Origin of the sequence: Sediminibacterium sp. KACHI17 (assembly GCF_040362915.1) — a bacterium.
In the GTDB taxonomy this organism is placed as follows: Bacteria; Bacteroidota; Bacteroidia; order Chitinophagales; family Chitinophagaceae; genus Sediminibacterium.
In genome coordinates this window covers 2,431,798-2,447,037 of the sequence record NZ_AP029612.1, presented here as the reverse complement: position 1 = coordinate 2,447,037, position 15,240 = coordinate 2,431,798, and the positions used below count along the sequence as shown (strand labels likewise).

The following is a 15,240-nucleotide window of genomic DNA, read 5'->3' as shown; positions in this document are numbered from 1 at the left end:
GGAAATAAAAAGTATGGGGGGAATTGTAATATACGAATTTATTTGAATACCAAGAAAACAGAGAAATAAGAAATAGGAAATAAGGAATGAGAAAGTATTTTCTTAAGCGTTTTGTTTTAAGCGATCTTGTTGGAGGTGTCCTTCGCTGCGCTCAGGATGACGCCCTTCGTCGCCGACGCGATCGGTGATCGCGAAGCTCCTCAGGGTGACACGTCATGCCGACGTAAGGAGTCCACAGGATGCCGATCGTAGCATCGGTAGCATCTCCCACCGCGAGTGGGTATGCTGAGAACAAAAACATTGGCGAACACCCTGAAGGTGAGAGACCTCTCCTTCGTCGAGGTGACAGGTGTCATGCCGACGTAAGGAGTCCGCAGGATGCCGATCGTAGCATCGGTAGCATCTCCCACCTCCAACAAGTATGGTGAAAGCAAAACCACTTGCATTCTCCCCAGCGGTGGGAGACCCCTCCTGCGTCGGGGTGACCCTTCGCTGTGCTCAGGGGGGTCGGTCTATCCTCCCTGTACATTCCCCCTAATGATACTAAGAGGATACAGATAGGATACTCAGGGGATACCGTACAGATACCGTATAGATACTCTAGTCTAGTCCTTATCTTTTTTAGCAATTTTAGCAAAACTAAATGGTTTAGCATTTTAAACTGATGCCCGGTCATGCCGACATAAGGAGTTCGCAGGATGCCGATCGTAGCATCTCCACCGCGAGTGGGTATGCTGAGAACAAAACCATTGGCGAACACCCTGAAGGTGGGAGACCTCTCCTTCGTCGAGGTGACAGGTGTCATGCCGACGTAAGGAGTCCGCAGGATGCCGATCGTAGCATCGGTAGCATCTCCCACCTCCAACAGTTATGCGGAGAGCAAAACCATTGGCGAACACCCTGAAGGTGAGAGACCTCTCCTTCGTCGAGGTGACAGGTGTCATGCCGACGTAAGGAGTCCGCAGGATGCCGATCGTAGCATCGGTAGCATCTCCCACCCCCAACAGTTATGCGGAGAGCAAAACCATTGGCGAACACCCTGAAGGTGAGAGACCTCTCCTTCGTCGAGGTGACAGGTGTCATGCCGACGTAAGGAGTCCGCAGGATGCCGATCGTAGCATCGGTAGCATCTCCCACCTCCAACAGTTATGCGGAGAGCAAAACAACTTGCAATCACCCAAGCGGTGAGAGACCCCTCCTGCGTCGGGGTGACCCTTTGCTGTGCTCAGGGGGTCGGCCCTTCGTCGCCGACACGATCTGCGATCGTGAGGCTCCTCAGGGTGACAAGTTCTAAACAGAGCTCTTGTCACCCTGAACGCAGTGAAGGGTTCCCAATCTCGTAAGTACCCGCCCTTTATTGCCTGTACTTTTGCAGCCACATCCATTGAGTCACAGGAAACTACATATCGCCCTTGTTGGTAACCCGAATAGCGGGAAGAGCTCCTTGTTCAATAGCCTTACCGGTTTGAACCAGAAAGTGGGCAACTTTCCGGGTGTTACCGTTGATAAAAAGACCGGCACCACCCGCTTGGATGACCGCACCGAAGCTGAACTCATTGATCTGCCTGGTACTTATAGTCTCTATCCGCGCAGGGCCGATGAGTGGGTGGCTTATAAAGTACTCATGGGTGCCGATACCGATCTGAAAGCCGATGTGGTATTACTCGTGGCCGATGCCAGCAACCTCAAACGCAACCTGCTCTTCTGTAGTCAGATGATCGATCTGAAGATCCCGGTGGTGATGGCACTCACCATGAATGATATCGCTTCCAAAAAAGGCATCAAGATCGATATCAGTGGTCTTGAAGCCGATCTTGGTATTCCCGTTGTGGCCGTGAACCCCAGAAAGAACAAAGGACTCAATGAACTGAAAAAAGTATTGGCACAAGTGGTGAAGCTGGGCAACAATGCTGCACCACGCGATTTCATCGACAATAAAAAACTGGCACCACAAGCCATCGATGCCCTTCAAGAACTCGATACTTCTTTGAGTGATTATGCTGCCGTGCATTATCTCATCAACCACGAAAGTTTTCCGCTCAGCGAAAATGTGCAGCGAAAAATTGAACAGATCGAGATCGATCATAAATTCAATCCCACCAAAACACAGGCGGAAGAGATCATGCAGCGATACACCCGTATCCGTCAACTCATGCAACAAAATGTGTTGGAGCCGGGTCCGCTGGAGAAAAAACTCTTTACCGATAAACTCGATAACTTACTCCTGCATCATACCTGGGGTTATGTGATCTTGTTATCCGTTCTCTTTTTACTCTTCCAAAGTATTTTCTGGCTCGCCGCATTTCCGATGGATGGTATTGAATGGGGCTTTGCAGAGATCAGTGGCTGGCTGGGTACCCATCTTCCTTCGGGTTGGTGGAGTGATCTCATCATCAATGGACTGGTAGCCGGTTTGAGTGGTATCCTGGTTTTTGTTCCACAGATCATGATCCTCTTTGGATTGATCACCATTCTCGAAGACACGGGTTATATGGCGCGTGTGAGTTTTCTCAGTGATCGTCTCATGCGCAAAGTGGGTCTCAACGGTAAGAGTGTGATGCCCATGGTGAGTGGTTTTGCCTGCGCCGTTCCTGCCATCATGAGTGCGCGTAATATTGAAAACAGAAAAGAACGTTTGCTCACCATCATGGTTACTCCTTTGATGAGCTGTAGCGCTCGTTTACCGGTATACACTATTTTGATCTCTCTTGTGATCGACGATACTTACTATTTTGGTTTCCTCAGTTTACAAGGTCTGGTGATGATGGCGCTTTATTTACTCGGTACTGTGATGGCGCTCATTGTGAGTTATGTGATGAAGTGGTTCATCAATATCAGTGAAAAAAGTTTCTTCATCCTTGAACTGCCTATCTACCGTGCCCCGCGCTGGAAAAATGTGGTGATCACCATGGTTGAGAAAGCGCGCATCTTTGTGACCGATGCGGGTAAAGTCATCATGATCATCAGCTTACTGTTGTGGTTCTTGAGCAGTTATGGTCCGGGTGACAGAATGGAAAAAACAGAGACCAAATATGTAGCATTGATCCAGCAAATGCCGGATCAGATCGACTCATTGCAAAAACAATTGTCGACCGAAAAATTACAAAACTCTTATGCAGGTGTTCTCGGACAATTCATCGAACCTGCGATTCAGCCTTTAGGATACGATTGGAAAATTGGTATCTCACTCATCACATCTTTTGCAGCACGTGAAGTATTTGTGGGAACGATGGCTACACTCTATAGTGTAGAAGAATCGGATGACAGTTCTTTGCGCGCGAAATTGCAATCAGCGAAACATGCGGATGGTTCTAAAGTGTATACGCTGGCTGCGGCACTTTCACTCATGGTGTTTTATGTATTGGCGATGCAGTGTATGAGTACGCTGGCTGTTGTAAAGCGTGAAACCAAGAGTTGGAAATGGCCTACGATTCAATTGATCTATATGACCGTTCTTGCTTACGGAATGAGCTGGATTACTTACGTGATCTTCAGTTAAAGCATTATCGCTATTCTTATAATTGTTTCGACTAACTATCACTCAAAATTTTTATTGTTCATTTTCGCTCTAGGCCGCTGGGCCTCGTCCCTACTACCGGGCTGCATTGGCCTCTGATCAGATCCGCTACGCATGATCTGATCTGTCATCGCTACGCTCGACACCGACCCCAATAAGGCCCGTCCGCAGGGACTGGTTAGAGATATATTGGTGAGTTGAGAAATTATATAAGTGCGGGGATGCTTACTTTTTATAATACTCCCACAACAAGGCTGATAAATTTCTGGTGAGGGTCCAGGCTTCGTTGGTGGGGGTCCAGCTTTGGTCTTGGTTGTTTTTGGTGCAGATGCAGAAGACATAGTTCACACCTTCCCCTTGTACATAGATCACTTCACTCCTGCTCGCATTCACTGCGCCGTTTTTGCTGGCTACAAATATGCCGGCAGGTATGGATGACAATCCTTCTTCATCCCAATAATTTCTGCCGAGTAGTTTCAACATTTTTTCACTGGCTGAATCACTTAGTATCTTCCGCGCTGCGATCTTTTCAAACAGTGTTGCCATTTCACGCGGGGTGGTTTGTCCCCATCCGTAGATCTTTCTGATCTCTTCTCTTCCGGGTGTGCGACTGTTCACTTTGGTATTCGGGAAACCCAAACTATCCATCAGCTGATTGATGCGTGTGCCTGTTCCGGCAATGCCTTGCAACCACAAACTCGCGGTATTATCACTGGTGGTGAGCATGAGCATCATCACTTTACTCAGATCGATTTTTTCATTGTGCTTGAAAGAGCCCAGTATGTCTACACCTTCATACAACAAGGAATCCTTGTACGTTAATGATTGATGATAATCCAATTCTTTTTTTCCGATCTTATCCATGATACCGATCAGTATCGGCACTTTCACCATGCTGGCGGTGGGGAATACTGTATCAGCATGTACTGCTACTATTTTGTTTTTCTTCAGGTCGTGTACATATACGCCGATATCACCTTTGTATCCTTCAATGAGTGATTCTATTTGTCTTTGTAATTTTTTATCGGTCTTCTGCGCATTCAATTGAATACAACCAATAAGCAAACAAAAAAGGAAAATGCGTTGCATAGCGAGAGATTGATACAACAAGATAAAAATTTAACGCATACCTCTCTGCGTAATCTCTGTTTCACTTGTTCTTCGCGGCGAATCCACCCAAATTTTTACAGCAGAGAAAATATGTTTCCATTTAGGCGTTTTCCCATGCCGCCAATACCTCTTCCGCATGCTTTTTGGAAGCCGGTTTTTGAATGATGTTTTTGAGCTTTCCATTTTCATCGATCAAAAAAGTAGTGCGAATGGTGCCCATGAATTCTTTACCCATGAATTTTTTCAGTTGCCATACGCCATACTGTTCATGGATCTTCAGGTCTTCATCTGCCAATAACGGAAAAGGTAATTGGTGTTTGGTCTCAAATTTTTTGTGGCTTTTCACATCATCACTGCTCACGCCGATCACCTGAAAACCTTTTTTCTTTAATAAAGCATAATGATCCCTCAGGTTACATGCCTGAACGGTACAGGTAGGGGTATGATCATGGGGATAGAAGTACAACACCACTTTTTGTCCCTTAAAATCGGTCAGCGACCATTTCTTGCCATTCTGATCTACGCCCTTAAAAACGGGGGCTTTTTTCCCAATCGCCGGTAATGCCATGTCTGAAATTTTGCGCAAAGGTAAGGGCAGTAAGCTTCAAGCTACAAGCCACAAGTTTTTGTGCCATGAAAGGGTTCTTTGCCTTTTTTCTTGCTTGCAGCTCGTAGCTTGAGGCTTGCAGCTAAAAAATAATCCCCCCATAACCCTCCCTTCCTTACATTTGCACAATTTATTTTTTCGTCCCATGCCCAAAGATCAATCCATCAAATCCGTGTTAATTGTAGGTTCGGGTCCCATTATTATTGGACAAGCCTGCGAGTTCGACTATTCCGGTTCTCAGGCTGCCAGGAGCTTGCGTGAAGAAGGGATCAAAGTGATCCTGATCAACAGCAATCCGGCCACCATCATGACCGACCCTATGATGGCTGATAAAGTATATCTCCTCCCCCTTACCGTTGAAAGCATTGAACAGATCCTGGATGAAAACCAGATCGATGCAGTGCTGCCGACCATGGGTGGACAAACAGCCCTCAACCTTTGTAAGGAAGCGGATGAACTGGGTGTGTGGGAGAAATATGGTGTGCGAATGATCGGTGTGGATGTGGCAGCCATTGATACGGCTGAAGACCGTGAGAAATTCCGTCAGCTGATGGTGAAGATCGGTATGGCCGTTGCGCCTAGCCGTGTGGCCAATAGTTTTCTGGAAGGAAAAGAGTTTGCACAAGAGATCGGTTTCCCATTGGTGATCCGTCCTTCATTCACCCTCGGTGGTACCGGTGGTGGTTTCGTGCACAGCAAAGACGATCTGGATGCGGCGTTGGAGCGCGGACTGAAAGCTTCTCCAATCCATGAAGTATTGGTAGAGAAAGCCGTATTGGGATGGAAAGAATTTGAATTGGAATTATTGCGTGATAAAAATGATAATGTAGTGATCATCTGTACTGTAGAGAATGTAGACCCGATGGGTGTGCATACAGGTGACTCTATCACCGTAGCTCCTGCTATGACCCTGAGCGATACTGCTTTCCAGGAAATGCGTAACAAAGCCATGCTGATGATGCGCTCACTGGGTAATTTCGCCGGCGGTTGTAACGTACAGTTTGCGTTGAATCCCGAAACGGAAGAACTGATCGCGGTGGAGATCAATCCACGTGTAAGTCGCTCTTCTGCATTGGCATCAAAAGCAACCGGTTATCCCATCGCAAAGATCGCTGCGAAACTGGCAATCGGTTATTCACTCGATGAACTGGAAAACCAGATCACCAAAACCACTTCTGCTTATTTTGAACCTACACTGGATTATGTGATCGTCAAGATCCCTCGTTGGAACTTCGACAAATTCAAAGGTGCTAATGATACACTCGGATTACAGATGAAGAGCGTAGGTGAAGTGATGGCGATCGGTCGCAGTTTCACAGAAGCCATTCAGAAAGCTTGTCAGAGTTTAGAGAATGAAGCAGTAGGATTGGGATATTATGGTAAGAGTCTGATGAAGAATGAAGAACTCACTGAATATATCAAGACACCAAAATGGGATCGCATCTTCAGAATCAAAGATGCGTTGATGCAGGGTTCTACTGTAAAATCTATTTCACAAGCAACCGGTATCGATCGTTGGTTCATCTATCAGATCCAACAGATCTGTGTGATGGAAAAAGAGATCGCTAAATATTCATTGGATACTTTACCTGAAGACTTACTGAAAGAAGCCAAGAAAAATGGTTTCAGCGATGCACAGATCGCCAATATTTTACATGGCGATTGTAGCGATGAACAAGTTTACGAAAAACGTAAAGCCCTTGGCATCACACGCGTCTACAAAATGGTAGACACCTGCAGCGCCGAGTTCGAAGCGAAGACACCGTATTTTTATAGTTCTTTCGAGGGGTAGTTGATGACGGTCCATAGTTGATGGTCCATAGTCCATGGTAAAGAATCTCAACAAAAAGATTTACTATGGACCATGGACCATGGACTATTAACCAATATCCCCTTTCTTTGCACTGACTTTCAAAAACACAACACCGTATGAAACTTAAAGACATTCAGATCCTCAATGAAAAAGAAACACGTGCCGGTTTTGGTGAGGGTATTCATGAGCTTGCGAAAGAGAATGAGAATGTAGTGGTACTTACTGCCGACCTCGCAGGATCTTTCAAGTTAGGACCATATATCAAAGATTTCCCTAACCGTTTTATACAGTGTGGTATCGCCGAAGCAAACATGATCGGTATTGCTGCGGGTTTGACCATCGGTGGTAAAATTCCTTACACTACTACTTTCGCCAATTTCAGTACGGGTCGTGTATATGATCAGATCCGTCAGAGTGTGGCGTATAGCGATAAGAATGTAAAGATCTGTGCATCACATGCCGGATTAACACTTGGTGAAGATGGCGCTACCCACCAAATTCTGGAAGATATCGGATTGATGAAAATGTTACCCGGTATGACCGTGGTAGTTCCTTGCGATTTCAATCAGACCAAAGCTGCCACCAAAGCCATTGCGGATCTGCATGGTCCGGTATACCTGCGTTTCGGTCGCCCGAAATGGCCCAACTTCACCAAAGAAGATGGCAGCGATTTCGTGATCGGTAAAGCTCAAAAAATGAGTGAAGGTTCTGATGTTACCATCTTCGCTTGTGGTCATATGGTTTGGAAAGCGATCGAAGCCGGTAAGATCTTAGAAGAAAAAGGATTCAGCGTTGAGCTGATCAATCTTCACACCATCAAACCGCTGGATGAAGCTGCGATCATCGCTTCTCTCAGCAAAACCAAATGTGCTGTTACCGTAGAAGAACACAATATCATTGGTGGAATGGGTGATGCTGTAGCACAAGTAGCAGCAAGACATTGTCCTGTTCCTATTGAATACATCGGCACCAACGACACTTTCGGCGAAAGTGGTAAACCCAACGAACTCCTCGCTAAATATGGTTTGGACACACCATTCATTGTTGCGGCTGCGGAGAAAGTGATGGGGAGGAAGTAGTCAGCTGTGAATGGTGAATTGTGAATGGTCAATAGTTAGTTGACAGAAAAAATTTGAAAGGAGCGTCTTTTTGCAAGACGCTCCTTTTTTACGCTCACTATTCACCATTCACACCCTTCACTATCACCCTATCCACCGACCACTTCCCTGAACCTGATGCCAGTAATGCCAGTGCAAGACCGATCACTAAGAGATGATACTCGTAGCCTTCGCCTTTTTGTGTGCCGAACCAGTTCATGAAAAATCCATACTCTGCATGACTGGTAATGATCATACCAATGAACATGATGACCGTTCCAAGTGCCACCAGTCTGCTGGCTACACCGAATAAGATGAACAAAGCACCAACAGATTGTAACATGATCACCATGAAACCAATCAACCAAGGTAATTTCTCTACTTCGGTAAAGTATTGCATGGTACCGGCAAAACCATAACCACCAAACCAGCCAAACAATAACTGACAACCATGTGGTAATATCACCAATGCCAATGTGAGTCGAATGATCAGCCCTGTGATATGATCAGTGCTGCTGAATAAAAATGTAAACTTTTGCATACGAATTATTTTACGATACAAAAGTTCATCCGTTCCTCCCCGTAAAAAATGAACCAGTTCAAGTTTTTGCGTATACAGTTCATTTTACTGATTTCTTGAAGCAGTTCATTTTTCAGCCAAGTCGCTGTGTTGAGTTTTGCTGTAAAGAATTTTAGTATGAAAATGATATTTACTGCAGCATTATTACTGTTCATTGGAATCGTACATGCACAAAACATTCCGGTAGAACTGATGGCAGGTAATGCATACCTGAACTACCAACACAGCATTCATCGCAAAACTTCAGCGGGCAGTCGCTTTGGGTGGACACATATCACCAATATGGTCAATCGTTATCAAACCAATACCATAAAAGGTGGCAGACCAAATGAAATGATGAATCAGGGATATTTCACAGCGATGATCCATCCCAAGATCACCATCATGGGTGGCTTCTTCTACACACCTGTTACGGATGTGAAATTATCCATCGCAACACAGTTTGCACATAAGACCAAAAACTGGTTCATGATATTATCCCCTCGCTTTGATGCCGGTAAAAAGAATTCGTATGAACTGTTTGGTTTGCTGGAATACCAACCGGCACTCACGACAAGAACAAAACTCTATTCGCGTTTTCAATTTATGACCAACCATGGTAATGATGGACACAATAGAAGTTACCAACAATTACGTATTGGTATAGATAAGAAAGCCATTCAGTTTGGTATTGGTATCACAGTTGACCAGTATGGGCCTACCACTGAGATCACCACCAATTCAGGAGTGTTCATTCGTAAGCTTATATAATGTTGCGGATTTTTGATCTTTGTTTTTCTACGATACGTTTTTTGATCTTGCTGAGAAATTCAGCTGACATACCGAGATAAGATGCTATGTGTTTTTGAGAGAGGTGTTGATCCATATCCGGATACATTTCACGAAATGCGAGATAACGTTGTTCTGCATCCATACTCAAAGATTCCAATACCCTTCTTTGAAATGCAGCATATGCTTTTTGTATCAGCAATCGAAAGAAACGCTCCATGGCGGGTACTTGACGATATACATCCTGCAAGTGATCATAAGAAAAAGAAAGTACTTCTGTTTTTTCTAACGCTTCTGTGTATAGTATGCCTTTGGTTTGTGTAATGAAACTGCTGAAATCGCCCGTCCACCAATCACAGATACCCAATTGAATAACGTGCTCTTGTCCGGCCTGATCTATATAATACACCCTTGCAGCGCCGGATACGATATAATTTGTATATCGATTCACTTCTCCTTCTTTGGTCAGGAACTCTCCGCGTTTGAATGTTCTTGGGGTAAGATGATCAATAATGATCTGCTCTTCTGCTTCAGTAAGCTGTATGTGATTTTTTAAATGTTGCAGCAGTGATTGAACAGTCATAGCTTAAAAATACAAAAGTCTAAGAAAGGCTGAGACCTAAGCGTAATAAAAGTAGTATGATGGAACAGAGAAAATTAGCCGCAGATCTTTTATGATGGATGATGATTTACACAGACTGGTTGTTTACAATCATAACTAATCATAAAAATCTGCGTACCATAATCACTGATCTGTTAAGGTGCCAATCTCTCTACCTTCCAGCCTTGTTCTGTTTTTGTGTATCTGAAACGATCATGTAAGCGACTACTTCTTCCCTGCCAAAATTCTATCACTGTTGGCTTCACACGATAACCACCCCAATGCTCAGGGCGAGGAATGTTTTGTCCAGAAAATTCACTGGCATATTTGGTTACATTGGCTTCAATTACATTTCGATCCGGTATTACAGTACTCTGTGGTGAAGCCCAGGCACCAATACGGCTACCTTCCGGACGTGAATGAAAATATTCATCACTCTCTGCAGCACTGATCTTTTCTACGGTTCCTTCAATACGAATCTGTCTTTCCAATTCTTTCCAGAAAAATACCAATGCCGCTTGTGGATTATCAGCAAGCTCTTGTCCTTTGTGACTGTTGTAGTTGGTGAAGAACACAAATCCCTGCGCATCATATCCCTTCAATAAAACAATACGTGCAGAAGGCATTCCTGATTTGGTTGCCGTAGCCAGGGTCATAGCATTCACTTCATCTATTTCACTATTCACAGCATCCTGCCACCAGTGTTCAAACTGTGCAAAGGGTTCTGCTGCTACATCACTTTCATTCAGGGAATGTTGTTTGTAATCTTTTCTGATATCGGCTACGGATGTTTTCATACAATAAGTTTCTACTGCAAAAGTACGACGTCTGAAAGTGGCACCCATAAAAAAGGGTGAAAACTCTCGCTTTCACCCTTTAGACTTTTCACTTTTGACTTTTGACTTAATCCGTAATATCCATCTTCTTCGCCTCATGTTTTCCTGAGATGAACGTATATACGGCAGGTATCACAAATAGGGTCAGTATCAAGGAGAACATAATACCTCCTACGATCACAATACCCAATGGCATACGGCTGGTGGCTGCTGCTCCAATACTCAATGCGATTGGTAAAGCACCTAAAGCTGTTGCCAAACTCGTCATCAGGATCGGACGCAAACGTTGTGCAGATGCTTCGATCACCGCTTCTGTTTTCTTCAATCCGAACTCACGTTTCTGGTTCGCAAACTCTACGATCAGGATACCATTTTTCGTTACGAGACCGATCAACATGATCATACCGATCTGTGAGAAGATATTCAACGTCTGATCAAATAACCATAAACTCAGTAATGCACCCGCTAATGCCAGTGGTACTGTGATCATGATGGTAAACGGATCTTTGAAGCTTTCAAACTGCGCCGCCAATACCAGATAGATCAATACCAATGCCAATCCAAAGGCAAAAGTGGTATTCGATGAACTCTCTGCATAATCTCTTGATGCACCACCCAACGCTGTCTGGAATGATTCATCTAATAACTTATCGCCAATGGCCTGCATGGCTTTTACACCATCACCAATGGTTTTACCTTCTGCCAGAGATGCAGAGATAGTAGCAGCCTTGAATCGGTTATAATGATAGAGTGTTGGCGGATTGGAATTCTCTTCCAGTTTCACCACCGATGTCAATGGAATATTTTCTCCTCTTGTATTTCTTACATACAAATTGGAAATATCGCCCGGCTCCTGACGATCTTTCAATTCTACCTGAGAGATCACTTCATACTGCTTACCATTCATGATGAAATAAGCCAATCTTCTTCCACTGAATGCACTCGATACCACATCTGCTACATCAGAGATCGATAATCCCAGATCTTTCGCTTTGATACGATCAATGGTGATCTGTAGTTCCGGCTTATTGAATTTCAGGTTCACATCTACGTTAGAGAAGGTCTTATCTTTTCGTGCTTCTTCCAAAAATTTGGGAATCACTTCTTTGATCTTTTCAAAATCGAGATTCTGCAAAATGTATTGAACCGGTAATGATCCACGTGAACCCAGACCTACAGAAATGGTTTGTTCTTCTACCGGGAATATTCTGGCATTGTTGAACTGTGGTAACTTTTTACTGATTGCTCTCGCAATCTCACTCTGACTTCTGGTACGTTTATCGGGATCTACGAAAGCGATACGTGCAGTACCACTGTTTACACCACCACTACCTCCAAAGCCCGGTATCGCTGCAAATACAAAATCTTTTTCAGGAACAGAATCAGATAAATAGTCGATGAGTTTATTACCTACATCAACCATATAACTATAACTCGCACCTTCCGGACCTGACATTTGGAAACGTACGCTGCTTCTGTCTTCTAATGGCGCCAATTCACTTTGCAGGTTGCTGCCTACGAGATAGATAGCACCCAAACACAACAATACGATCACCCAAGCCATCCAACGAATACGCAGGAATCCTGTGAGCATGCGTTTGTATCCATTCTCCATACCACGGAAGAAAGGCTCAGTCATTTCATAGAACTTACCATGCCCTGCATCTTTTTTATTGAGGTATACATTCAAGACCGGTGTGATGGTGAGTGATACAAATGCGGAGACCAATACCGCTGCTGCTACGGTGATACCAAACTCACGGAAAAGACTTCCCACAAAACCTTCGAGGAAGATCACCGGTAAGAATACCACCGCGAGTGTGATGGAAGTAGAAATAACGGCAAAGAAAATTTCCTTACTGCCTTCCAGTGCTGCTTTACGAATCGGTAAACCGCCTTCCAGTTTTCGGAAAATATTTTCAGTTACTACAATACCATCATCCACCACCAATCCGGTTGCAAGTACAATACCTAATAAGGTCAATACATTCACAGAGAATCCTGCGATGTACATGATGAAGAAAGTAGCAACAAGTGAGATCGGGATATCGATCAATGGACGAATTGCGATCAACCAGTTGCGGAAGAAGAAGAAGATCACCAATACTACCAGACTGAAAGAGATCAATAATGTTTCTTCTACTTCTTTGATCGAACGTCGAACATTTTTGGTTTGATCGATCAGTGGTGTCAATTCAAAATCACCTTTCTGGCTTTTCTGAATTGCTTCCACACGTTTATAAAACTCATCGGCAATTTTAATATAGTTGGCACCGGGTTGTGGAATGATGGCCAGACCTACGGCATTCACCCCATTCAATCGCCAGCTGAATTCTTCGTTCTCCGGACCGATCTCTACTTTAGCAACATCACTCAAACGGATGATACCTCTGTTATCTTCAAAGATGATGAGATCACGAAAATCTTTTTCGGTCTGTAATCGTCCCAATGCACGAATGGTCATTTCAGTATTCTGCCCATAGATCTTACCGGAAGGAATTTCGACATTCTCTCTGTTCAATGCATTACGCAGATCGGCAAAAGTGATATTATATGCATTCAATTTATCCGGATCGATCCAGATACGCATTGCAGGACGTTTTTGTCCGAATATATTGATAGAACTTACTTCCGGAATGGTCTGTAATCTTTCTACGAGTACATTCTCGGCATAATCACTCAGTTCAAGCAATCCTTTGGTGCGGCTTTGTACTGCCATCAACAGAATGAAATCACTGTTGGCATCGGCTTTACTAACCACAGGTGGGGCATCAATATCCTGGGGAAGATTTCTTGCAGCCTGACTCACTTTATCACGCACATCATTGGCTGCGGCTTCGAGGTCTTCATTGATATTGAATTCAACGGTGATATTACTGGAACCATTAGAGCTGGAAGAGGTAATGGTTCTGATACCGGGAATACCATTGATGGATTTCTCCAGTGGTTCTGTGATCTGGCTCTCTACGATATCTGAGTTAGCACCCGCATAAGAAGTACGCACATTCACAATGGGCGGGTCAATAGCCGGGTACTCACGTACTGAAAGGAAAGTATATCCAACCACCCCAAACAACACGATGAGGATATTCATCACGGTTGCGAGAATGGGTCGTTTTAACGATAGTTCTGAAATATTCATAAGATCAAGTGGTTAAGGAAATGAAAACAGGGTTCAGTGAATGGGATCTTATTGTTGTCCCATGAATTCTGAGATCTGTTTTACACTTCTCACTTTTATTTGAGAATTAGGGCGAACAAACAATACACCTGATACAGCAATACTATCCCCTTCATTGAGTCCGCTCACCACTTCCGCTGCACCGTTGGCACGTAAGCCTGTTACAATATCTGTGAGTTTACCTTTTCCGTCTTTCACTACTACTACTTTCTTGGCTTTTGCATCCGGGATGATCGCATTGGTTGGAACCAGAATACTGTTGCTCTTACCACCTGCATCCAGTAATACTTTCACGAATGCACCGGGATTGATATTGGTGCCATCGAGTACCGCTCTAACTTTAAGGTTACGGGTAGTGGCATCAATCTGAGGTTCGGTAGCAATGATGGTAGCTTTGCGAACAGACGCACCAGCAGTGGTTTTTACATTCACTGTTTTTCCTTTACCGATCACATCGGTATACATTTCCGGAACCGTAAAATCGATCTTTACTTTATCGGTCTGTTGTAAAGTAGCGAGAATAGTAGCGGGTGTTACATAAGCACCCGGACTGATCATCCGCAGACCGAGTATACCTGTGAAAGGAGCTTTGAGCACCGTTTTATCGATCTGAGCTTGTGTGATATCAAGGTCTGCTTTCAATGTATTGACCTGATTGAGGACCGCATCATAATCAGCCTGATTGATACCATTGATATCCAATAATTTTTTCAAACGTGCCTCATTCTTCTGCGCCAGATCCAATTGAACACGGATCTTTTGCATATTGGCTTGCAGGTCTGCATCGTTGATTCGGGCCAATACCGTTCCCTGAGATACTTTAGCACCCTCTGGTAAATTGAGATAAGTCAAACGACCACTCACTTCGGGTTGCAGATTGGCTGCTTCATTGGCTACAACTGTACCATTCACTTCGATGGTATTGGAAATACTGTTCTTTCCGGCGATGATCACATCTACGATCACTGCCTGTGGACCTCCATTCTGTTGACGTGGTTCTTCTTTTTTGCTTTTGCAGGCTACCATAACGATGGCTGCGAAAGCCCAAGGATACATTCTTTTCAAGACTTGAGATTTAAGACCGATAAAGATAGAATTATTTAATGTCTATTGTTCCAACATTGTATGAA

Annotated in this window: 11 protein-coding genes; 4 read left to right on the top strand and 7 right to left on the bottom strand. The window is 44.2% G+C overall.

Features of this window, described 5'->3' with window-relative positions; genetic code table 11:
- The first annotated feature begins 1,357 nt into the window (after positions 1-1,357).
- Positions 1,358-3,499 (top strand): ferrous iron transport protein B, encoded by a 2,142-nt coding sequence (gene feoB, locus ABXG83_RS10895; RefSeq protein WP_353548892.1) that lies wholly within the window; start codon positions 1,358-1,360, stop codon positions 3,497-3,499.
- 243 nt (positions 3,500-3,742) lie between these two features.
- Here the strand turns inward: feoB and ABXG83_RS10890 are convergent, their stop codons facing one another.
- Positions 3,743-4,606 carry a serine hydrolase gene (locus tag ABXG83_RS10890; protein WP_353548891.1) on the bottom strand — a complete coding sequence of 288 codons (864 nt, stop codon included), beginning with the start codon at positions 4,604-4,606 and terminating at the stop codon, positions 3,743-3,745.
- Between the two features lie 121 nt (positions 4,607-4,727).
- On the bottom strand, positions 4,728-5,195 hold the full coding sequence (gene bcp / locus ABXG83_RS10885; RefSeq protein WP_353548890.1) for a thioredoxin-dependent thiol peroxidase: 468 nt from the start codon (positions 5,193-5,195) through the stop codon (positions 4,728-4,730).
- Between the two features lie 184 nt (positions 5,196-5,379).
- Between bcp and carB the strand changes: the two genes are divergently transcribed.
- Both carB and ABXG83_RS10875 read left to right on the top strand, forming a co-directional pair.
- The gene (gene carB / locus ABXG83_RS10880; RefSeq protein WP_353548889.1) at positions 5,380-7,026 is read left to right on the top strand and encodes a carbamoyl-phosphate synthase large subunit; all 1,647 of its coding nucleotides are present in this window, start codon (positions 5,380-5,382) and stop codon (positions 7,024-7,026) included.
- A 137-nt stretch (positions 7,027-7,163) separates the two neighbouring features.
- Positions 7,164-8,126, top strand: coding sequence for a transketolase family protein (locus tag ABXG83_RS10875; protein WP_353548888.1), 963 nt, complete (start codon positions 7,164-7,166; stop codon positions 8,124-8,126).
- A 97-nt stretch (positions 8,127-8,223) separates the two neighbouring features.
- Here ABXG83_RS10875 and ABXG83_RS10870 read toward each other — a convergent pair whose 3' ends face one another.
- On the bottom strand, positions 8,224-8,685 hold the full coding sequence (locus tag ABXG83_RS10870) for a DoxX family protein (RefSeq protein WP_353548887.1): 462 nt from the start codon (positions 8,683-8,685) through the stop codon (positions 8,224-8,226).
- 156 nt (positions 8,686-8,841) lie between these two features.
- On the opposite strand from ABXG83_RS10870, the gene ABXG83_RS10865 reads away from it, so the two are divergent.
- Positions 8,842-9,474 carry a hypothetical protein gene (locus tag ABXG83_RS10865; RefSeq protein WP_353548886.1) on the top strand — a complete coding sequence of 211 codons (633 nt, stop codon included), beginning with the start codon at positions 8,842-8,844 and terminating at the stop codon, positions 9,472-9,474.
- Here the strand turns inward: ABXG83_RS10865 and ABXG83_RS10860 are convergent.
- From ABXG83_RS10860 to ABXG83_RS10845, 4 genes are all read right to left on the bottom strand, one after another.
- Complete coding sequence (locus tag ABXG83_RS10860; RefSeq protein WP_353548885.1) at positions 9,467-10,075, bottom strand: Crp/Fnr family transcriptional regulator; 609 nt, start codon at positions 10,073-10,075, stop codon at positions 9,467-9,469. The genes ABXG83_RS10865 and ABXG83_RS10860 overlap by 8 nt on opposite strands.
- A 173-nt stretch (positions 10,076-10,248) precedes the next feature.
- Positions 10,249-10,890, bottom strand: coding sequence for a pyridoxamine 5'-phosphate oxidase (gene pdxH, locus ABXG83_RS10855; RefSeq protein WP_353548884.1), 642 nt, complete (start codon positions 10,888-10,890; stop codon positions 10,249-10,251).
- 106 nt (positions 10,891-10,996) lie between these two features.
- Entirely contained in the window at positions 10,997-14,071 is a 3,075-nt protein-coding gene (locus tag ABXG83_RS10850) for an efflux RND transporter permease subunit (protein WP_353548883.1), read from the bottom strand.
- A 48-nt stretch (positions 14,072-14,119) separates the two neighbouring features.
- Positions 14,120-15,166: an efflux RND transporter periplasmic adaptor subunit gene (locus ABXG83_RS10845; RefSeq protein WP_353550764.1), complete on the bottom strand. Its 1,047-nt coding sequence runs from the start codon at positions 15,164-15,166 to the stop codon at positions 14,120-14,122.
- Positions 15,167-15,240: the final 74 nt, after the last annotated feature.

Coding starts and splice junctions, on each gene's coding strand:
- ABXG83_RS10890 (WP_353548891.1), bottom strand. CDS start 4,606: ATGCAACGCATTTTCCTTTTTTGTTTGCTTATTGGTTGTATTCAATTG.
- bcp (WP_353548890.1), bottom strand. CDS start 5,195: ATGGCATTACCGGCGATTGGGAAAAAAGCCCCCGTTTTTAAGGGCGTA.
- carB (WP_353548889.1), top strand. CDS start 5,380: ATGCCCAAAGATCAATCCATCAAATCCGTGTTAATTGTAGGTTCGGGT.
- ABXG83_RS10875 (WP_353548888.1), top strand. CDS start 7,164: ATGAAACTTAAAGACATTCAGATCCTCAATGAAAAAGAAACACGTGCC.
- ABXG83_RS10870 (WP_353548887.1), bottom strand. CDS start 8,685: ATGCAAAAGTTTACATTTTTATTCAGCAGCACTGATCATATCACAGGG.
- ABXG83_RS10865 (WP_353548886.1), top strand. CDS start 8,842: ATGAAAATGATATTTACTGCAGCATTATTACTGTTCATTGGAATCGTA.
- ABXG83_RS10860 (WP_353548885.1), bottom strand. CDS start 10,075: ATGACTGTTCAATCACTGCTGCAACATTTAAAAAATCACATACAGCTT.
- pdxH (WP_353548884.1), bottom strand. CDS start 10,890: ATGAAAACATCCGTAGCCGATATCAGAAAAGATTACAAACAACATTCC.
- ABXG83_RS10850 (WP_353548883.1), bottom strand. CDS start 14,071: ATGAATATTTCAGAACTATCGTTAAAACGACCCATTCTCGCAACCGTG.
- ABXG83_RS10845 (WP_353550764.1), bottom strand. CDS start 15,166: ATGTATCCTTGGGCTTTCGCAGCCATCGTTATGGTAGCCTGCAAAAGC.